Source organism: Streptomyces kebangsaanensis (assembly GCF_001906585.1).
In the GTDB taxonomy this organism is placed as follows: Bacteria; Actinomycetota; Actinomycetes; order Streptomycetales; family Streptomycetaceae; genus Streptomyces; species Streptomyces kebangsaanensis.
The window spans coordinates 12540-33142 of the sequence record NZ_JUJA01000110.1; the positions used below are offsets into that span (position 1 = coordinate 12540).

15 protein-coding genes and 1 pseudogene are annotated in these 20603 nt (G+C 73.9%); 8 read left to right on the plus strand and 8 right to left on the minus strand.

Translation table 11 applies throughout. The features are described from left to right. The 5 genes and pseudogenes from RH94_RS15895 to RH94_RS15915 all read right to left on the minus strand — a co-directional run. Positions 1-1636 (minus strand): annotated as a pseudogene (locus RH94_RS15895) (chorismate-binding protein); the annotation flags it as partial. Then, positions 1633-2319 (minus strand): isochorismatase family protein, encoded by a 687-nt coding sequence (locus tag RH94_RS15900; protein WP_073948242.1) that lies wholly within the window; start codon positions 2317-2319, stop codon positions 1633-1635. The pseudogene RH94_RS15895 and the gene RH94_RS15900, both read right to left, overlap by 4 nt. Before the next feature lie 32 nt (positions 2320-2351). Then, entirely contained in the window at positions 2352-3167 is an 816-nt protein-coding gene (locus RH94_RS15905) for a 2,3-dihydro-2,3-dihydroxybenzoate dehydrogenase (protein WP_073948243.1), read from the minus strand. Between the two features lie 38 nt (positions 3168-3205). Then, positions 3206-4378, minus strand: a complete 1173-nt coding sequence (locus tag RH94_RS15910) for a 3-deoxy-7-phosphoheptulonate synthase (protein ID WP_073948244.1) — start codon at positions 4376-4378, stop codon at positions 3206-3208. 116 nt (positions 4379-4494) lie between these two features. Continuing rightward, the gene (locus RH94_RS15915; RefSeq protein WP_079189053.1) at positions 4495-6108 is read right to left on the minus strand and encodes a carboxylesterase/lipase family protein; all 1614 of its coding nucleotides are present in this window, start codon (positions 6106-6108) and stop codon (positions 4495-4497) included. Between the two features lie 297 nt (positions 6109-6405). On the opposite strand from RH94_RS15915, the gene RH94_RS15920 reads away from it, so the two are divergent. The 4 genes from RH94_RS15920 to RH94_RS15935 all read left to right on the plus strand — a co-directional run bounded on the left by RH94_RS15920 (position 6406) and on the right by RH94_RS15935 (position 11305). Further along, positions 6406-7299, plus strand: coding sequence for an arylamine N-acetyltransferase family protein (locus RH94_RS15920; RefSeq protein WP_234425804.1), 894 nt, complete (start codon positions 6406-6408; stop codon positions 7297-7299). Between the two features lie 193 nt (positions 7300-7492). After that, complete coding sequence (locus RH94_RS15925) at positions 7493-9028, plus strand: class I adenylate-forming enzyme family protein (protein WP_073948294.1); 1536 nt, start codon at positions 7493-7495, stop codon at positions 9026-9028. After that, positions 9025-10593, plus strand: coding sequence for an FAD-dependent monooxygenase (locus tag RH94_RS15930; RefSeq protein WP_073948245.1), 1569 nt, complete (start codon positions 9025-9027; stop codon positions 10591-10593). Before RH94_RS15925 ends, RH94_RS15930 begins: the two co-directional genes overlap by 4 nt. A gap of 115 nt (positions 10594-10708) precedes the next feature. Beyond that, positions 10709-11305, plus strand: coding sequence for a flavodoxin family protein (locus RH94_RS15935; protein WP_073948246.1), 597 nt, complete (start codon positions 10709-10711; stop codon positions 11303-11305). A 296-nt stretch (positions 11306-11601) separates the two neighbouring features. Here RH94_RS15935 and RH94_RS15940 read toward each other — a convergent pair whose 3' ends face one another. From RH94_RS15940 to RH94_RS15950, 3 genes are all read right to left on the minus strand, one after another. Further along, complete coding sequence (locus tag RH94_RS15940; protein WP_073948247.1) at positions 11602-12150, minus strand: SRPBCC family protein; 549 nt, start codon at positions 12148-12150, stop codon at positions 11602-11604. A gap of 72 nt (positions 12151-12222) precedes the next feature. Next, the gene (locus RH94_RS15945; RefSeq protein WP_073948248.1) at positions 12223-13407 is read right to left on the minus strand and encodes an FAD-dependent monooxygenase; all 1185 of its coding nucleotides are present in this window, start codon (positions 13405-13407) and stop codon (positions 12223-12225) included. 52 nt (positions 13408-13459) lie between these two features. After that, positions 13460-14473 carry an NADPH:quinone reductase gene (locus RH94_RS15950; RefSeq protein ID WP_073948249.1) on the minus strand — a complete coding sequence of 338 codons (1014 nt, stop codon included), beginning with the start codon at positions 14471-14473 and terminating at the stop codon, positions 13460-13462. 198 nt (positions 14474-14671) lie between these two features. On the opposite strand from RH94_RS15950, the gene RH94_RS15955 reads away from it, so the two are divergent. From RH94_RS15955 to RH94_RS15970, 4 genes are all read left to right on the plus strand, one after another. Further along, on the plus strand, positions 14672-16666 hold the full coding sequence (locus RH94_RS15955) for an FAD/NAD(P)-binding protein (protein WP_073948250.1): 1995 nt from the start codon (positions 14672-14674) through the stop codon (positions 16664-16666). A gap of 449 nt (positions 16667-17115) precedes the next feature. Then, entirely contained in the window at positions 17116-18507 is a 1392-nt protein-coding gene (pcaB, locus tag RH94_RS15960; protein ID WP_073948295.1) for a 3-carboxy-cis,cis-muconate cycloisomerase, read from the plus strand. A gap of 177 nt (positions 18508-18684) precedes the next feature. Then, positions 18685-19365 carry a hemerythrin domain-containing protein gene (locus RH94_RS15965; protein ID WP_234425805.1) on the plus strand — a complete coding sequence of 227 codons (681 nt, stop codon included), beginning with the start codon at positions 18685-18687 and terminating at the stop codon, positions 19363-19365. A 125-nt stretch (positions 19366-19490) separates the two neighbouring features. After that, entirely contained in the window at positions 19491-20597 is a 1107-nt protein-coding gene (locus RH94_RS15970; RefSeq protein WP_073948251.1) for an FAD-dependent monooxygenase, read from the plus strand. Positions 20598-20603: the final 6 nt, after the last annotated feature.

The window sequence follows — 20603 nt, forward strand, 5'->3', positions numbered from 1 at the left end:
GGACGTCGAGCCCGAGCCGCAGGCTGAGCACCTGGTGGCTGAGGCAGACGGCCAGGAACGGCCGCCGGTCCCGCAACAGCCGTGCCACGGTGCCGTGTACGGCGGCGATGCGCGGGTCGTCCGTCTGCTGGGGGTCGCCGGGGCCGGGCCCCATCACCACCATGTCGTAGGCGTCGACGTCGTACCGCTGGTCGAAGCGGCGGACCGTCACCTCCGGTCCCAGGGCGGACAGCTGGTGGGCGATCATCGCGGTGAAGGTGTCCTCGGCGTCGACGACGAGCGTGCGCAGACCGGTCAGTCCGGGGTGGCGCGGCGCGGGCGGTCCGCCGTCCTCGGCGAGCCAGAACCCGGCGAGGTGCTCGTTGCGCCGGCGCAGCGTGGACACCACGTCCGGGTGCCGGCTCAGGGCCGGGGGGTCGGACTCCCGCAGGGCCGAGAGCAGCCCGGCGGCCTTCGCCGCGGTCTCGGCGACCTCGGACTCCGGGTCCGAGTGGCGTACGAGCGTGGCGCCCACGCCGATGCCGACCCGGCCGCCGGCGTCGATCTCCGCGGTGCGGATGAGGATGGAGGAGTCGAGGTCCCGCCCGCCGTGCGCGTCCCGCCCGATCAGGGCCATGACCCCGCTGTAGTAGCGGCGGCCCGACCGCTCGTAGCGTTCGACGACCCGGCAGGCGCTCTCCAGCGGGCTGCCGGTGACGGTGGGGGCGAACATCGTCTCGCGCAGGATGTCCCGCGGGTCGCGGGTGCTGTGCCCGGAGAGCAGGTACTCGGTGTGCGCGAGGCGGGCCATCTCCTTGAGGTACGGGCCGGTGACGCGGACGCCGCCGTCGCAGATGCGGGCCATCATCTTCAGTTCCTCGTCGACCACCATGTACAGCTCGTCCGCCTCCTTGCGGTCGGCGAGGAACTCCATGAGGCCGGGCAGCGAGGGGCCCGAGGCGGGGTAGCGGTAGGTGCCGCTGACGGGGTTCATCACGGCCGTGCCGTGGTGCAGGCTGACGTGCCGCTCGGGCGTGGCGCCGACGAAGGTGCGGGCGCCGACGTGCACCAGGAAGGTCCAGTAGGCGTTCGACTCGCGCTCCAGCAGCCGGCGGAAGAAGACCAGCGCGTCGAGCGGGTCGTAGTCCTCGATCTCGGCGGTGAAGGTGCGCTTGATGACGAAGTTCGCGCCCTGGCCGCTGCCGATCTCGTCCGTGACGATCTTCCGCACGATGTCGGCGTACGCCGTGTCGTCGATGTCGAAGCCGCCGCCGGACAGCCGGATGGGCCGGTCCGGGATGCGTGCCGAGGCCCGGGCCACCGGTACGGTCTCCTGCTCGGTGACCCGCAGTGCGAGCAGCGGTGCCGCGTCGTCGTTGCACACGAAGCCGCGCTCGGAGATCTGCCGGTAGGGCACCACGGCCAGCAGGTCGTGCCGGGGTGCGCCGGCGGGGTCCGGGGACGCGTCGGACGGGTCGGACGGGTCGGGCAGCGGCAGGCCGGTGAGCCCGTCCGGGGTGGAGACCTCGCCCGCCAGGACGTCCAGCAGGCCGGGTGAGCGTTCGGGGCGGTGCAGCAGGGCGAACGCGGCGGGCCGCGGCCCCGGACCGAGGATCCGGTCGAACAGGGACCCGCCGTCCGCGGGACCGGTCCTCATGCGGACGCTCCCAGGCTGCCGGAGGGCGCCGCCGCGGTGCGGACGCCCAGCCGGTCGACGAGTGCCGTGGTCGTGGCGACGACCGCGCAGCGTCCCGCCGCGTAGTCGAGGGCCATCCGATGGGCGTCCCTGGAGAAGTCGGCGACCGCGTCGGCGGCCAGGAACACCTGGATGTCGTTGCTGAACGCCTCCAGCGCGGTGGTGAGCACGCCGACGTGCGCGTACACCCCGCAGACCACGAGCTGGTCCCGTCCCCGCCCGCGCATGAACTCCAGCAGGTCGGACCGGAAGAACGCGCTGTAGCGCCACTTGGTGAGCACCCGGTCCCCGGCGGCGGGCGCGAGGGCGTCCACGACGAGCCGGTCGGCGGGGTCGACCCGCATGCCGGGCCCCCAGAAGTCGTGCAGCAGTCCGCGCTGTTCGGGGGTCATGTCGCCCGGCTGGGTGGTGTAGGACACCGGGACGCCGGCCGCGGCGCAGGCCTCGCGCAGCCGTACCGCGTTGCGCACGAGCTGCTCGCGCGGGCCGGCGGGCAGCGGCCGCAGGAAGTAGCGCTGCATGTCGTGGACGAGGAGCACCGCCCGTCGCGGGTCCGGTGTCCAGGCCGCGACGTTCTCGGGCAGGTCCTCCGCCGTCGGCAGCGGATAGGGGTCGATCGCCGGTATGCCGGCCGTGAACTTCATGGCTGTCCTCCCGTGTCGGGTGCGGCGGCGCGTCACGCGCCGAGCGCCGCACCGCCGTCCACCGTCAGGGCGTGCAGGGTGATGTGGGACGCCTGGTCCGAGAGGAGGAAAGCGACCGCTTCGGCGACGTCGGAGGGGACGGCCAGCCTGCCGAGCGGGATGCCCACCCGGAAGTCCCCGGGGTTGCCGTCGATCGTCCGCCGGGGGCCCGAGGCGTCCTGCCACATCGAGCTGAGCATCGGGGTGTCGGTGGAGCCGGGCGCCACCACGTTGCAGCGGATGCCGTACCGGGCGACCTCCAGGCCGAGGCTCTTGGTGAACATCGTCGCCGCGGCCTTGGAGGCGGCGTACGCGGCCATTCCCGCGCGGGGGACGGCCGCCGCGTTGGAGGACACGGTGACGATCGCTCCGCGGCGCCGGGGCACCATCCGCCGTACCACCGCCTGGGACATGAGGAAGACGCCCTGGGCGTTGACCGAGAAGGTCGTGCTCCAGTCCTCGGGGCGGTACTCCGGCACCCGGCCGAGGCGCAGCACACCGGCCGCGTTGACCAGGAAGTCGAGCGGGCCGAGCCGTTGTTCGGCCTCCTCGACGACGGCCTCGGCCCGGTCGGCGCCGGCCACGTCGGCGGGCAGCGCCGCGACGGTGAGTCCGTCGGCGGTCAGCTTCTCCGCCAGCTCGCGCAGCTCCGTGGTGCGCACGTCGACGGCGGCGACGCCGATCCCCCGCTCCGCCAGCGTTCTGGCCACCGCCGATCCGATGCCGCCGGCGGCTCCCGTGACGAGGGCGACCTGGGTCGTCGTGCTGCGCCCCGGCGCCGTCGGCGTCCGGGTGGCTCGTGTGTCCATGGGGCCAACCTCCTTGCGGTACGGGACTTCCGGGGCCGTCAGCCCCGCCAGGCGTTGATCAGGGAAACGGCCTGCCGGGGATTGAGCCGCGGATCGCAGAAACTCGTGTACTTGTCGCCGACCCGGCCGGCCTCGGCCGCGCCGGCCACGCACTCGGTGACCTCGTCGGGCGTGGTCTCCAGGTGCAGCCCGCCCGGGGCGCCGCCCGCCGAGCGGACGGCGCACTGGAAGCCGCGGATCTCCCGCTCCAGCGCCTCGACGTACCGGGTCTTGAGGCCTTCGGCGGTGGTGACGGTGTTGCCGTGCATCGGATCGCACAGCCAGATCACCGGGTGGCCGGCCGTACGCGCCGCCTCCACCAGCCTCGGCAGCCGGTCCGTGACGGCGTCGGCGCCCATCCGCGAGATGAGCGTGAGCCGCCCCTTCTCCCGCCCGGGGTCGAGCCGTTCGCACAGCCGCAGCAGTTCCTCGGGGGTCGTCCGGGGTCCGACCTTGAGCGCCACCGGGTTCATCACCTGGGCGAGCAGCGCGACATGGGCGCCGTCCGGCTGGTTGGTGCGCTCGCCGATCCACGGCCAGTGCGTGGAGGCCAGCAGCAGCCGGCCCCGCTCGTCCCGGCGCAGCAGGGGCAGTTCGTAGTCGAGCACCAGCGCCTCGTGGCTGGTCCACACCCGGGGGCCGATCACGTGCTCGTCGGTGAAGTGCGGCCAGCCCAGGTGGGTCATGGCCCGGCCGGCGGCGGCGTAGCAGTCGAGCATGCGGACCGGGTCGGGGGTCCTGCTGCCGGGGTCGGGCTCCGGGCCGTTGACGAGGTGGCCGCGGAACACGGGCAGTTCGGTGTCGCCGACCCGCTCGACGGGCCGGGAACGGGGCTTGGCGAACTGGCCCGCGACGCGTCCGACGCGGACCACCGGCTTGTGGGTGGCCATCCGCATCGCCCCGGCCAGCAGGTCCAGCAGCCCGGCCTTGCGGGCGACGTATCCCTGGGTGCACTCCTCGGGGTCCTCCGCGCAGTCGCCGGCCTGGACCACCTGGGCCTCGTTGTCGGCGACCCTGCTCAGCAGGGAGCGCAGGTCGTCCACGTCCTCGGCCCGGACCAGCGCGGGGCGGTGGCGCAGCTGGTCCCGCACGCGCCGGACCGCCTCCGCGTCCGGCCACGTCGGTTGCTGCCGGGCCGGCCGGGAGCGGACGGTGAGCAGAATGTCATCCACGTGACTCTCCTGGGACGAAGGGGACGGCCCACGGCGGACCTACGGCGGACCTGCGGCGGCTCCTCGACGGGCCCGCGCCGGCGCGGCGGGGGACCGTGGCGGTGCCGGTGCACGGATCACGGGACGGGGAGCAGGCCGCTCCGGTCCCAGAACCGCAGCTGCCGCCGCTTCGGCGTGACGGCGACCGCGGCCACCTGCTCGCCGCCGAGGACCAGCGTGGTGGGGCGGTCCGGTGCGAAGACCGGCCAGTCGGGGACGTCCGGGCTGTGCGGCGGGCCGCCCCGGACGAAGGAGGAGACGAGTTCCGCGAAGTTCCGGGAGATCCGCCGCTCCAGCCGTCCGTCGCCGAACTGCCCGGCGTGCGGGGGCAGGCGGTGCGAGCCGAAGAGGAACTTCGAGGTGGCGTCGTGCGGGGTGCCGAAGTGCGGCGCCCGGGTGGGGTGCGAGAACTCCATGACGTACTGGGGTGTGGTGCCGGTGGCGGCGTGGCGCTCGGCGAGCCGGACGACGCGGTGGCGGAACAGCCCGTCGCCCCACACCTCGGTCCACAGGCTGCGCGGGTCGTCGGCCAGTCCTTCCGCCGCGGCGGCCCGGCGGTAGGCGTCCACGCAGGCGTCGACCAGCGGGGTGCCGACCACGGGCGTCATCTTGCGCAGCACTCCCCGTACGGCGTCGCGCAGTCCGGCGTCGTCGGTGGGTGCGGGCGGCGCGGGCGGGAACGAGGGGGACAGCGGGTCGGTGAAGAAGGAGCCCTCGGTGCTGTTGTAGATGGTCATCACGGGCACGTCGGGGGTGGGCAGGTCGTGCGGGAACGCGGTGACCAGCCGTCCGTCGAGCACCGGGCCGCGGTACTCCCGGCCGCTGGCGACCGGGCGGTCGTCGGGGTCGCCGGAGAAGAACCGCATCCACTCCTCGTGCAGCACCGCCGCCGGCACCTCGCGCAGTCCCCTCGGGTCGGTGCCCAGGCGCAGCGCGATCGTCTCGTGGGCGACGCGGGCGTCGTCGGGGGTGAGGGAGAAGGCCGGCTGCCAGGGGTGGGCGGCGCTGATCGCGACCAGCCGCCGGATCGTCCCCCTCAGCTCCGGCAGCAGCGCCAGCTGCCAGGCGGTGGCGCCGCCCGCGGAGGTCCCGCACAGGGTGATGTCGTCGGGGTCGCCGCCGAACGCGGCGGCGTTCTCCCGCACCCAGCGCAGCAGTGCGATCTGGTCCTGCAGGCCCCAGTTGGCCGTCAGGCCGGTGGCGGGATCGGCGTACGCCTCGTGCAGTCCCCAGCCGAACACGCCGAGCCGGTAGTTGAAGTTCACGACGACGATGCCGCCGGTGGCGGCGAGCCACGCCCCGTCGAAGGTGGGCACACTGCCCGCGCCGACCTGCCAGCCGCCGCCGTGGACGTAGACCATGACGGGCCGCCGGCCTGCCGTGCCGGGGGTCCAGACGTTGGCGTACAGGGCGTCCTCGCTGCTCGGCGCCGGGCCGGACTGCACGAAGGCGGGCGAGAACCTGGTGGCGTCGCGCACCCCGCTCCAGGGCTCGGGCGGCCGGGGCGAGGCGAACCGCAGTTCGCCGACCGGTGCCCTGGCGTAGGGGACGCCGCGGAAGACGGTGACCTCGCCCTCCCGGGATCCGGCGACCCGCCCGGCCGTGGTGCCGGCGACGGTGCCGGCACCACCGGGCGAGCGGCCCGGCGACGGCGCCTGCCGCGCGGCGCCCGACGAGATACTCATGGTCATGGCTCAGGCACTCCCTGGGGCGGGTGAAGGACTCCGACCGGCCGGGTTCCGGCCAGTACCCATCGATCCTGCGACGCGCCGTGACGGGCGGACAAAGAACGGATCCGCACTCCGTCAGGTGAGGCTGAATCCATCAGGTTCCGCCCCGGCGACGACCGGAACGAAGCGGACGAGAACAGGGCAATCCACCCCGCTCATGGGGCACTTGACGGAGTGTGAAATGACGCGTTGACGCCCCCTGATCGATGCCGTGAGGATTCCGGCACCCGTGCAGTGAGTTCGCCGAGGGGAAGTGCCGTGGGATCCGTGGAAAATGCCGTACGGCCCGATACTCAGCCCGATTTCCGGCCCGGCGGGCAATCCGTTCCCGGGAATTCTTCCTGGGGGGCCGAAAGCCTGGACCTCGACGCCTATCTCGGGCGCATCGGTTACGACGGTCCGCGTGACGCCGGCGCGGAGACGCTGCGTGCGCTGCAGCGCGCGCACGTGGCTGCCGTCGCGTTCGAGAACGTGGACGTGGTGCTGGGGCGCGGCGTCTCCCTGGAGCCGGCGGATCTGCAGCGCAAGCTCGTCCTGGCCGGCCGCGGCGGCTACTGCTTCGAGCACAACCTGCTCTTCGCCGCCGCCCTGGAGCGCCTCGGCTTCCCGGTGACCCGCTTCCTCGGCCGGGTGCGGCGCGGCAGCGACCGGATCCGCTACCGGGCCCACGCCCTGCTCCGCGTCGAGGCGGACGGCCGGCGGTGGCTGGCCGACGCCGGGTTCGGCGACGAGGGGGTCCTGGAGCCCGTGCCGCTGGTCGCGGGCGCCGGGATCGAGGTCGGCGGGTGGCGCTGGCGGGTGGTGACCGAGGGCGACCAGTGGGTGCTGCAGTCCCTGCACGGGGACGGGTGGTTCGACCTGTACTCGTTCCGGGAGGAGCGGCACTTCCCCGTGGATTTCGAGGTGTCCAACTACTACACGGCGCACAGCGGGCGTTCCACGTTCGTCGGCCGGCTGATCGCGATGCGCGGCACGGCGGACGTCCGCTATCTGCTCCGCGGCCGGGAATTGACCAGCACCCGCCCGGACGGCTGCTCGCGGCGCACGGAACTCACCGGGGAGCAGGCGGTGGCGGCACTGCGCGACACATTCCGGATCCGGCTCACCGAGGAAGAGGAATCGCTGGTCCTCCGCCACCTCCAGAGCTGCTGAACACCGCGGGGAAACCCGCGGAAAAATAAGCGGAGCCACAGCTCGGACGACCGTTCCGCACGGCTCCCCGAACGGCTTTCCCGACCGCGGGCCGCAGACGCCCCGCGACAGGCGGCCGTATTCCCGCTCCCACGTCCGAGGAGGCAAAGTGCCGCTCCACATTCCGGCCGGCAGGAACGGTCTCTATCTGGGCATGGTGCCCGAGGAGGCGGCCGCCCGGCACCCCCACTCCCCCATCACCCTCGACCACGACCTGGACATCGCGCCCGAGACCGGCCGCCACCTGACGGTGGCCGAACTGGCGGATCTGGTCGACGAGATGGCCGGACGGCTGTGGGCGGCCGGCATCCGGCCCCGCGACCACCTGGCCCTGTACAAGGCGCACAACTTCGACATCTACGTGCTGGCCTGCGCCGCCGCGCGGATCGGGGCCACCCCGGCGCTGCTGTCGCCGGCCCTCGACGGCGCCACCGTCGGCGCCCTGCTCGCCCGCCTCGACCGGCCGCACCTGATCACCGACGGCGGCAAGCTCTCCGGCGAGCTGGCCGGGGTCGCGCTGCGGGACCTGACCAGCACCGTCGTCCGCGTCGGCAGCTCCGGCCGGCCCGGCACGGTGAGCCTGGAGGAACTGGCCGGCAGCCCCCGGCGCCGACCGGTGAAGCCGGCCCCCGACACCCCGGCCCTGATGACCCACACCTCCGGCACCACCGGGATCCCCAAGCTGGTGGTGCACACCGCGCGGTCGCTGCACGGCCGGCTGCGCCCGCAGGCGATGCTGGCCGGACTCATCCGCGAGCGGGAGACGTACGCGGTCCACGTCTCCTTCGTCCACTCCCGGATGTACATGGCGCTCGCCGTGGTCCTGCCCAAGGGCATGCCGGCGGTCATCGTCGACGACGGGCGGCCCGAGCGCGTCGCCGAGCTGTTCGCGAAGGTCCGCCCGGGCTTCGTGGAGACCCACCCGAACTCGTACATGGAGTGGGAGGAGCTGGTCGACCACCCGCTGCGGCCCCTGTCCAACGTCAAGTACTTCAGCGGTACGTTCGACGCGATCCACCCGCCCACCATGCACCGGCTGCTGTCCGCCTCCCGGCGCCGCAACCCGCTGTTCTTCCAGTTCTACGGACAGAGCGAGTGCGGCCCTCTGGTCTGCCGCTGGTACAGCCGGAAGAACGCGCACAAGGCCAACGGCCGCTGCCTCGGCTACCCCGTCCCGGGCATGACGCACGTACGGGTGGTGCCCCGCGACGGGCAGCGGCCGTCGAAGAAGACGCCCGGCTTCATCGAGGTGCAGACCGACGGCCGCGCGGTCAACTACTACGCCGAGGACGAGCGCTACCAGAGGGAGCTCGACGGCAAGTGGTGGCGGACCGGCGACGTCGGCTACCGCACCCGGACGGGCTGTGTGCACCTGCTCGACCGGGCCGTCGACGTCATCCCGAACGTCGACAGCACCCTGGAGATCGAGGACACCGTCCTGGGCCGCCTGGAGGAGCTGTCCGAACTGGTCGTCATCCCCGGGCCGCGCAAGGAGCCGCTGCCCGTGGTGTGCACCCGGGACAACGCGCCGCTCGACATGGAGCGCTGGCGCCGCGCGGTCACCGACTTCCCGCAGCTGGCGGAGCCCGTGCAGATGCCGCTGTCCGGGCTGCCGCGCACCGCCACCATGAAGGTGCAGCGGATCGAGCTGGCCCGCCGCCTGGCCGAACGCCCGGAGCGTCCGGCGTGAGCACCGGCCACGACGTGCTGATCGTCGGCGCGGGACCCACCGGACTGCTCGCCGCCTGCGAGCTGATCCGGCGCGGGGTCCGCGTCCGGCTGGTCGACCGCGCCCCGGAGGCGTCCACCGTGCCGAAGGCGCTGGCGCTGTGGCCGCGCGCCCTGGACATCCTGGAGGACCTCGGCGTCCACGAGGACCTGCGGGCCGCCTCGGTACCGGTGGACGGCTTCAGTTACTTCTCCGGCGGCCGGCCGCTGGCGACGTTCACCGTGCCCGACCGGCTGCGGCCACTGCACCTGCCGCAGTACGAGACCGAGCGCCTGCTCACCGAGCGGCTGCGTCAACTCGGCGGGAAGGTCGAGCGCGGGGTGCGCCTGCTCACCTTCGACGACGTCGACTTCAGCGGCCGGATCGACGCCACGGACGGAGTGACCGCGGTCCTGGAGCACGGCGACGCCGGGCTGGAGCGGTTCCGCGCCTCCTTCGTGATCGGCGCCGACGGGGCGTCGGGCGGTACGCGCGGCGCGCTCGGCATCGGCTTCCAGGGCAGCACCTACGAGCTGCGGTTCGCCCTGATCGACGCCCGTGTCGAGGGCTCCCTGCCACCCGGCCGGCTGCTGTACTACCAGGCGCCCACCGGCACGCTGATGATCGCCCCGCTGCCCGGCGGCGTGTTCCGCGTCCTCGCCGTCATGCCCCCGGGCGGGCAGCGGGTGGACGTCGCGACGATGCAGCGGCTGCTCGACGAGCGCGGCCCCGGCGGCGTACGGATCACCGAACCGGTGTGGCAGACCGTCTACCGGGTGCACGCTCGGCAGGCCACCGAGTACCAGCGGGGCCGGGTCTTCCTGGCCGGGGACGCCGCGCACGTGCACAGCCCGGCCGGCGGGCAGGGCATGAACAACGGCCTGCAGGACGCCCTCAACCTGGCCTGGAAGCTGGCCGCCGTGGTGCACGGCGAGTCGCCGGTGTCGCTCCTGGAGAGCTACACCCCCGAGCGGGCCGAGGCCACCACCCGCATCGTGGCCGACACCGACCGGCAGACCCGCGCCTGGATGGCGGACAGCCGGGCCCGGATCACGGTCCGGGACGCGGCCTTCCGGCTGGCGGGCCTGTCCGGGCTCGTGCCGCGGTACGTGTTTCCGGTGATGGCCGGCCGCCGGGTCGTGTACACCCCGGCGCGGTCCACCCAGCGGCCTTCCGCGGGCCGTTGCCGGATGCTGCGCCGGCGGCCCGCGCGCCTGCGGATCGGCATGGTCTTCCCGCGCGAGGTCGCGGTGGCCCACGGCTTCGCGGGACCCGCGGCCGACCCCGCGGGCTGGACCGTCGTGGTCCACTCGGGCGGGCCGCACGGCGACCTGGCCGAACGGGTCGCGCGCGTCACCGCCCGCTGGCCGCGGCTCCGCCTGGTCCGGCTGCACCCCCGGGACGCCGAGACCGCCACGGGCTGCGCGGAGCCGGGCTTCCACCTCGTCCGGCCGGACGGTCACATCGCCGCGCACGGCCACGCGGAGGACCTGCCCCACCTCACCGCGGAACTGACGCGGGTCCTCCATCCCGCCGAGGTCCGTTAGGGCCCTTCCGGGCCGACCGCCGACCTCCGACCTCCGACCGCCGACCGCCGACCTCCGACCGTCGACCTCCGACCGTCGAACACAGCGAGCAACACAGCGAGCAGAGGGAGCAGACATGGCTGGACCGTCAGCCGGGCCGTCGCCCACCGTGGCGATCGCCTATCACTCGGGCAACGGCCACACGGCCGTGCTCGCCCAGGCCGTGCGGGAGGGCGCCGCCGACGCGGGGGCCGCCGTCACGGCGATCCAGGTGGACACCATCACCGAGCGGCAGTGGCAGCAGCTGGACGGCGCCGACGCCATCGTCTTCGGCGCGCCCACCTACATGGGCACCGCCTCGGCCGCCTTCCACACCTTCGCGCAGGCCACCTCCGGCCGCTGGGCCGAGCGGGCCTGGGCGGACAAGCCGGCCGCCGGGTTCACCGTCTCCGGCTCCAAGAGCGGGGACAAGCTGCACACCCTGCAGTACTTCGGGGTGCTCGCGGCCCAGCACGGCATGCACTGGGTCAACCTCGGCCTGCTGCCGGGCTGGAACTCCTCCGCGGGATCGGAGCACGACCTCAACCGCCTGGGCTTCTACCTCGGCGCGGCCGGGCAGGCCGACGTCGACCTGGGGCCGGAGGCCGTCACCAAGGCGGACGTGGAAACGGCACGGCACCTGGGCAGGAGGGTCGCGGAGACGGCCCGGAGGTTCGCGGCCGCACGGGTCTGAGCCGGCCCGCACGGGTCCGAGCGGGCCCGTGCGGGCCGATCCGGTCGCGTCGGGTCGGTCGGCCGGATCAGCGGGGGCGGAGCGGGAGGCGGTTGGTGGACCGCCTCCCGCTCCGGTGTGTCCGCTTCTGCGTGTCCCCTTCGGTGTGAGGCCGACGGGTTCGGTGTGAGGCCGACGAGCACGAACACCCACCCCGGCCGCCGCCGGGGTGGGTGTGTTCAGGGGTGGGTGTGTTCATCAGCGGGGACTTCCCGTCCGGCACGAGGGCGCGCCGGGCGGCGCGCCCGGGGACGGTGTCAGCCCTTTTCCACGACGACCTTGATGCGTTCGACCGTGGCGCGCACGTCCTCGGCCAGCTTGGCGTTCCAGTCGCGGACGAAGCGCTCGCGGCCCTCCTCGTCGAGGTTGGCGAAGATCTTCGCCAGGCCCTCGGTGAGCTCGCCGAGCCAGTAGTGGTGCACCAGGCGGCTGCCCTCGCCGTCGGGCTCGATCTCGAAGGACCACACGCTCTCCTGGCGGCCCCGCCCGCTGTCGAGCACGGTCCAGCGGAACACCCGGCCCGGCTCGGCCTCCAGGACCTCCGACTCGGTGACCCAGTCGCCGCGGATCACCGGGGCCCAGGCCACGACGTCCTCGGGGCGGTTGTTCTCACCGCGGAAGATCGCGCCCACGGTGCGGGGGCGGCCCTCGACCCACTGGCCGCCGGTGCACTCCGGGCTCCACTCACCGCTGCGTTCGAGGGCGCTGACGGTGTTGTAGACCCGTTCCGGGGAGGCTGCGATCTCGGTCTCGGCGCGGGCCTTGAACGTCGTCCTTCCGCTGGTGCCGATGAGCCTGTTCATCATGCGGGATCACTTCCGATCTGGTCGCAGAGCGCCGTTTCCGGCCTGACGGGGGGACAGGGCTGTGAGGGCGGCTCAGACCCGGGTGAAGTCCCGGGATCCGTGCAGCCAGTCGACGAGCGCGTGGAGCTCCCCGGCGGACAGCGCGGACAGCCTCTCGTTGCGTTCCTTCGCCGCGACGCCGGCCGGGTGGTAGACCTGGCTGCCCATCTCACGGGCGATCAGCTGGGCCTTGGCGGTGCGTCCGCGCCGTGCCGCGTTGTAGACGGCGAGCCGGCCGGGGATGCGTTCGGGCGGGCAGTCCAGCAGGTCGCCGAGGAGCACCGCGTCCTCCAGCGCCATGCAGGCGCCCTGCGCCGCGTACTGGAGCATGGGGTGGGCGGCGTCGCCGAGCAGGGCCACCCGGCCGTCCACCCAGCGGGCGACCGGATCGCGGTCGCACAGCACCCAGCACTTCCAGTCCTCGCCCAGCCCCAGCAGCCGTCCGGCCGTGCGGCCGAGGCCGGGGAACTCGCCGAGCACGTGCTCGCGCGGTACCGGGCGGCCGGCCACCGGGACGGCCGCCCCGTCGTCCCTGGTGGCGGCCAGGTTGAGGAAGCGTCCACCGCTGATCGGGTAGTGCACGAAGTGCCAGCGCGGCCCGGCCCACAGGGTCACGGCGTTGGAGCGCAGCTCCCGCGGCACCCGCTCCATGGGGATGACGGAGCGGTAGATGGTGTGCCCGGACACCCGCGGCTCCCCGTCGCCGAGCAGCTGCCCGCGTACGACGGAGCGGATGCCGTCCGCGCCGATCAGGGCGTCGGCCGGCACCCGCTCGCCGGTGTCCAGGACCGCGGCCACGTGCGCGGTGTCCTGCTCGTACGACACGACGGTGCTGTGAGTGCGCAGGACGACCTCGTCCGGGCGGGCCCGGCAGGCGTCGAGCAGCGGCTGGTACAGGTCGGTGCGGTGCACCACGGCGTACGGGTTGCCGAACCGCTCCCGGTAGGCGCCGGTCAGCGGCATGGCGTTGACGAGTTCGTCGGCGGTGCCGTCCATCAGCCGCAGCTCGTCGATGAAGACGGCCCGGTCCCGGACGCCGTCCCCGGCTCCCAGCCGGTCCAGCGCCCGGAAGGCGTTCGGGGCCAGCTGGATGCCGGCGCCCAGTTCGGTGAACTCGGCACGGCGTTCGAGCACGGTGATCCGGTGGCCCTGGTCGGCGAGCGAGATCGCGGCCGCCAGGCCGCCGATGCCGCCGCCCGCCATGAGGATGTGTGCCATTGCGGAAACTCACCGGTCCTTCCGGTTCGGTGCGGTCCGGGTCGGGACGGGCTCAGCCGTCCGTCCGGGGGTCGGGCGTCCTTGGTTCCAGGTCGGGGCGCAGGACGAGACGCCTGCCGCGGAGTCCGCCCTTCTCCATCCGCCGGTGGGCGTCGGCCGCCGCGCCGAGCGGGGCGCGCTCGACGGTGCGCGGGCGCAGCCGTCCGGCGGACAGCAGCCGGTTGACGCCCACGGCCGCGTCGGCCAGTTCGGCGGTGGTGGCGTGCGAGATGACGAAGCCGAGGATCGAGGCGTCCTTCATGTAGAAGGGCCCCACCGGCAGCACCGGCCGGGCGCCGACGCCGGCCAGCAGGACGATCCGGGCACGCGGTGCCATGAGGTCGACCGCCGCGGTCAGGTCGTTGGTGCCGTAGGTGTCGAGCCACACGTCGAAGCCCGCCGGGCAAGCGTGCCGCAGCCGCTCGGCGAGGTCGGGGTCGTCGTACGCGAAGACCTCCTCCGCCCCCAGCGAGCGGCAGTACCCGGCGTCCCGCGCGGAAGCGGTGCACACCACACGGGCCCCGGCCTCGACGGCCGTCACCAGCGCCGCGCTTCCGACGTTCCCGGCCGCGCCGGCGACGAGGACGGTCTCGCCCGGCCGCACCCTCGCGTGCGTGTGCAGGGCGAGGTGCGCGGTTCCACCGGGGTGGAGCACGCAGACGGCGGTCTCCGGGTCCACCCCGTCGGGCAGGTGGTAGAGGCGGTCGGCGGGTACGACGGCCAGTTCGGCGGCGGCCCCCTGCCGTCCGCCGTGGCCCAGGCTGTTGCACCACACCCGGTCGCCCGCCCGGAAGCCGACCGCGCCCGGCCCGGCCTCGACCACCGTGCCGACCAGGTCGCGGCCGATCACCAGGGGGAACGAGACCGGGGTGCGGAAGACCCCCGAACGCACGAACGTGTCCACCGGGTTCACCGTGGTCGCCGTGACTTCGACGAGGACGTCGGTCGGGCCGGGTCGCGGGTCGGCCAGTTCGCCGTAGCGGATCTCGTCGGGCGAACCCAGCTGCTCGATGTAAGCGGCGCGCATGGCCGACAGAGTGGCATCCGGCGTGCGCCGCGGCTTTCCTTCCGGACCGGATATGTCAGGTCCCCGGGAAATGCGGTGCGGACTTGACGGACGACCGCGCGGACTTGACGGAGACCGCGGCCGCCCGTTGACCCGATTCGGCCGTGTACTGCGAGGATCCGGCGAATGGTGTGGACGAGCGCGCTGGGGAGTATCCAGATGAGCGGTAATCGCAGGGAGTTCTGCATTGTCGGCGCCGGTCCTCGGGGATTGTCCGTTCTCGAGCGGCTGTGCGCGAACGCGCGGAATTCCGCGTCCGGGCCCGCCCTCCTCGTGCACGTCGTCGACCCGTACCCGCCGGGCGCGGGGCAGGTGTGGCGCGCGGACCAGTCACGGCATCTGCTGATGAACACCGTCGCCTCGCAGGTGACCGTGTTCACCGACGACAGTGTCTCGATCGACGGCCCGGTGGAGCGCGGACCGAGCCTGTACGAGTGGGCGGGGGAGCTGACCGTACTCGGTCCGCCGGCCGCGGACGGGTACGACGAGCGGACCCTGGCCGAGGCGGCCCGGCTCGGCCCCGACACCTACCCGAGCCGGGCCCTGTACGGCGAGTACCTCGGCGCCTGCTTCCGCCGCATCGCCGCCCGCGCCCCCGAGCACGTGGAGGTACGGGTGCACCGCTCGCGCGCGGTCGCCATGGCCGACACGCACGGAGTCCCCGGCGGGCCGCAGGGTGTCCGGCTGGAGGACGGCACCCGGCTGAACGACCTCGACGCCATCGTGCTGGCCCTCGGCCATGTGCCGGCCCGGCTCACCCCGCGCCAGGAGCGCACGGCGGCGCTGGCCCGCATCCACTACCTGACGTACATCACGCCGTCCAACCCCGCGGACGTGGACCTGGACGCGATCGCGCCCGGCGAGACGGTGCTGCTGCGCGGCCTGGGCCTGAACTTCTTCGACTACACGGCCCTGTTCACGGCCGGCCGCGGCGGAACGTTCGTCCGCGAGGGCGAGCGGCTCGTCTACCGCCCCTCGGGTCGCGAGCCCCGGCTGTACGCCAGCTCCCGGCGCGGTGTGCCGTACCAGGCGCGCGGCGAGAACCAGAAGGGTCCCCACGGCCGGTACCTGCCGCGGCTGCTCACCCCGGAGTACATCGCCGGGCTGCGCACCCGCGCGGCCGGCGGGGAGCGGGTGCGCTTCTCCGCCGACCTGTGGCCGGTGATCTGCCGGGAAGTGGAGAGCGTGTACTACGGCACGCTGCTCCGCTCGCGCGGACGGAAGCGCGCGGGGGAGGCCCTCGCCGACCGCTTCCTGGCGCTGCCGCTCGAGGAGGACCCGGCCGCGCTGCTCGACGAATTCGGTGTCGGTCCGGCGGACCGCTGGGACTGGGAACGCCTGGCGCACCCCTGCCGGGGCCGGGAATTCCCGGACCGTTCCGCTTTCCGTTCCTGGCTGCTCGAATACCTCGAGAGGGATGTCGCCGAGGCCAGGTCGGGAAATGTGAACGGCCCGCTCAAAGCGGCTCTCGACGTCCTGCGTGATCTGCGGAACGAAATACGGCTCGCCGTCGACCACGGCGGACTGGACGGCAATTCCCACCGGGACGATCTCGAGGGCTGGTACACCCCGCTCAACGCGTTCCTCTCCATCGGCCCGCCCGTCTCCCGCGCCGAGGAGATGATCGCGCTCGTCGAGGCGGGGATCCTGGAGCTGACCGGCCCGGGGACGGAGATCCGGTTCGACACCGCGTCGCCCTCGTTCGTCGCCGAGTCTCGTGAGGTGCCGGGGCCGGCCGTCCGTTCCCGGGTGCTGATCGAGGCCCGCCTGCCGGAGCCCGACCTGCGTCGGACCGAGGATCCGCTGCTGCGCCATCTGCTGGCCACCGAGCAGGCGGGGCCGTACCGGATCCCGGGTGCCTGCGGGACGGTGTACGAGACCGGCGGACTCGCCGTCGGCGAGCGGCCGTACCACCTGCTCGACGCCCACGGCCACGCCCACCCGCGCCGCTTCGCCTTCGGCGTTCCCACCGAGTCGGTCCACTGGGTCACCGCCGCCGGCATCCGCCCCGGCGTGGACTCGGTCACCCTCGGCGACTCCGACGCCATCGCCCGGGCCCTCCTCGGCCTCCCCCCGGCGACCCGGATCCCGGCCCAGGTCCGTCCGGACTCCGCCGACATGGACCTCACCGGGGCGACCGGGGTGATCGTATGACCGCCCAGGAGGAGCGGGCCGCGTCCCCGGGCGGCGCGGCGGACCCGAACGCCGGGGCGGCAAGAGCGCGTCGGACGGGCCCCGAGGCCGACAGGGCCGCCCCACGACGCCCCGGAACGACACCGGTTCCGGACGCGGCATCCGACGGCCCCGGCCCCGTCAGCCGACCGGCCACGGACACCCGACACACCGACGCGGCCACCACCCCGGACACCACCCCGGACAGGAAAGACGGTCCCCGATCCGGCGCGGAACCGGCCCACACTCCCCCAGGCACCGGCACCACCCCGGCCACGGACACCCGACACACCGACGCGGCCACCACCCCGAGCACAGCCCCGGACGGGGAAGGCGGACCGCGATCCGGCGCGGAACCGGCCCGCACTCCCCCGGACACCGGCACCACCCCGGCCGCGGAACCCGTCGACCCGGCGCTCCTCGACGCCGGTCTGCTCTCCCCCGTGCGAGCCGGTACCCCCGTGGAGGCGGTCGTCTGCGACACGGCCTGGTTGCAGGCCCTGCTCGACGCGGAGGCGGCGTTGGCGCGGGCGCAGGCGCGGCTGGGGGTGGTGCCGGCCGCCGCGGCGCAGGCCATCACCACGGCGGCGCGGGCGGAGCGGCTGGACCTGCGGCAACTGGCCGTCGCCTCGCGGGAGACCGCCAACCCGGTCGTCGGGCTGGTCCGCGCGCTCACCGAGGTCGTGGCCCGGGACGCTCCCGCCGCCGCCGAGTACGTCCACCGCGGCTCCACCAGCCAGGACATCCTCGACACCGGCGCCATGCTGGTGGCCGCCCGCGCGCTGCGCGTCGTACGGGCGGACCTGGGCCGGTCCGCCGCGGCACTGGCCACCCTGGCCCGCGACCACCGCGACACCCCGATGGCCGGACGGACCCTGGCGCTCCAGGCCGTGCCGACCACCTTCGGCCTGAAGGCGGCCGGCTGGCGCAAACTGCTCCTGGACGCCGACCGACGGCTGGCGCGCGTGCTCGACGAGGGGCTGCCGGTGTCCCTCGGCGGAGCCGCCGGAACGCTGTCGGGATATCTGGAGTACGCCGGCGTCGACGGCTTCTTCGACGCCCCGCGGACGGGCGACGGCACCGGCCGTGCACCGGGGCGGTACGTCGACGCCCTCGTCCGCGCCTTCGCCGACGAGACCGGCCTGGCGCCCTCGGACCTTCCCTGGCACGCCCTGCGCACCCCGCTCGCCGATCTCGCGGGCGCGCTGGCCCTCACGGCCGGTGCGCTCGGCAAGATCGCGGTCGACGTGCAGTCGCTCACCCGCACGGAGGTCGGTGAGGTCACCGAGCCCGCCGTCGAGGGCCGCGGCGGTTCCTCGGCGATGCCGCACAAGCGCAACCCGGTGCTGGCCACGCTGATCCGCAGCGCGGCCCACCAGGTGCCGGTGATCGCCGCCGGTCTGACCCAGTGCCTGCTCGCCGAGGACGAACGGTCGGCCGGGGCGTGGCACGCGGAGTGGCAACTGCTGCGGGAGTGCCTGCGGCTGACCGGAGGAGCCGCCCATACGGCGGTGGAGCTGACGACGGGTCTCGTCGTACGGCCGGAGCGGATGCGGGAGAACCTCGGGCTGCTGGGCGGCCTGCTGGTCTCCGAGCGCCTCGCGGCCCGGCTCGCCCCGGTGGTGGGCAAGGCGGCGGCCCGGGACCTGGTCGGCACGGCCACGGCACGCGCCGCCGCGTCGGGCCTGCCGCTGCACGAGCTGCTGGCCGCCGACCCCCGTCTCGCGGGCGCGGTCGGCGAGAAGGACCTGGCCGCCCTGTGCGATCCGGCCGACTACACGGGCGCGGCGGCCGCGCTCGTCGACCGGGCGCTGTCCCGGTGACTCCCTGACCGGCCCGGCGCCCGCGCCTCCGCACCACCACCGCACCACCGCCGGGACACCGTGCGCCCCCTCGTGCCACTCCCGTCGGCCGATGAACACCCTTGCCAGAACACTCTGATACAGAGAAACTTCCTAAGTAAGATACTTTGGAACTGAGCAGGCCGAAGGAGCCCCCTCATGACCTCCCAGAGCCCCGACGACACCCGCGGCGGCGCCATGCGGGTGCGCAAGCCCATCCCGGGCGAGATCGACTTCTCCCTGATGTACTTCGCACACGACGCCTTCGCCCGCGACCTGCGCCGGATGGCCGCCGCGGCGGCGACCGGCCGCGGCGGCGACCCGTCGGTCCGCAACGGCTGGGAGACCTTCAAGCGGCAGCTGCACACCCACCACGTGGCGGAGGACGAGTCCATCTGGCCGCAGCTGCGGGAGAAGGTCACCGACCCGCAGGACATCGCGGTCCTCGACATGATGGAGGCCGAGCACGGCCGCATCGACCCGCTCCTCGCACAGGTCGACGCCGCCCTCGCCACCGGCGACGCCGCCGAGCTGGCCGCGGCCGCCGGGGAGGCCGCCGAGGCGCTGATCGCGCACATGGAGCACGAGGAGGACTTCGCCCTGCCCCTGGCACAGACCCACCTCGGCAGCGAGGGCTGGAACCGCTACGTGAAGTACCTGCAGAAGACGCAGGGCCTCAGCGGCGCCGCCGAGTTCCTGCCCTGGGCACTGGACGGGGCCGCCCCGGCCACCCGCACCGACGTGCTCGGCAAGCTGCCGGCACCCGTACGCGTGCTGTGCCGGCTGGTCTTCGAACCGCGCTACGCCAAGACCCCCCGCTGGACGGGCGTCGCCGCCTGACGAACCGTCCGGCCGGCGGGCAACCCGTCGGCCGGCCCAGCTCCCGTCAGCTCGAAAGGGTCCCGGCAACCTTCCTTCACAAGCCAGGATGAGATGTGGCGCACCAATGGAACACTGCGGTCCCCATGGCCGATGTCATCGTCGCGGACGGCGGAATCAACGGACTCACCGCAGCCCTCGCCATCGCCCGGCAACGGCACCGAGTCCTCGTCCTCGAACGCGAGGACTCCTTCGGGGAACTGGAGACCGGGATCCGGCTCTCCACGGAGACCCTGCACGCCCTGGACCGGCTGGACGTCGGCGAAACGGTGCGCGAACTGGCGGTCCGCATCAGCGAGTTACGGCTCCTGGAGGGCGCCACGGGGGTGTCCCTGGCCGTGGTCCCCGGCACCGGCGACGACGGCCCGCACCCCCTCAGCTGCCCCTCCACCGTCGTACGCCGCACCGAGCTGCTCGGCGTGCTGCTGGCACGCTGCCGCGACAACCCCCACGTCCGGCTGCGGGCGGGTGCCCGGGTCGTCCGCTACGAACAGAGCGCGGACCGGGTGACCGCCGTGCTGGAGAACGGCGAGCGGTACAGCTGTGACGCCCTCGTCGGCGCCGGCGGCTCCTGTTCGCCCGTGCACCGCCAGGTCACCGGCGCCGAGCAGCGCCCCTCGCACAACACCTTCTACCACTCGCTGCTCCCCTCCGAGAAGCTGCCCGCCGCCCAGCGCGACAGCGTGCTGACGGTGTGGGCCAGCCCCGGCTGGCAGCTCATGGCGTGCCCGGCCGGGCAGGGCCGCTTCGAGATCTCCGCGCACTGTCTGAAGGAGTCCGCCGAGACGGTCGAGGGCGTCCCCGTCGACACCGAGCAGGTCCTGCGCGAGTGTCCCGACGCCGCGGAGTCCGTACGGCGGCTGCTGCGGCTCGGCGAGGACTGGCGGATGCGGATCCCGTGCAGGAGCTCTCCCGTCGACCGCTGGACGGACCACCGCGTGGTCCTCACCGGTGACACCGACCGCCCCACGCTGCCCTTCGCCGCGCAGAACGCCGGCCACCGGGCGCTGGAGGACGCCGTCCACCTCGGCGACCTCATGGACTGCGACGCGGCCGACTTCCCCCAGGTGTTCCGTGCCTACGCGGAACACCGGCGGCAGGTGGCCGCCCGGGCCCGCACCTGGGCGGCGCACGCGGTGTTCGCGGAGGACCGGGGCTACCGGGTCAGCGACCTCTACGGAGTGTTCGGCTGAGCCCCG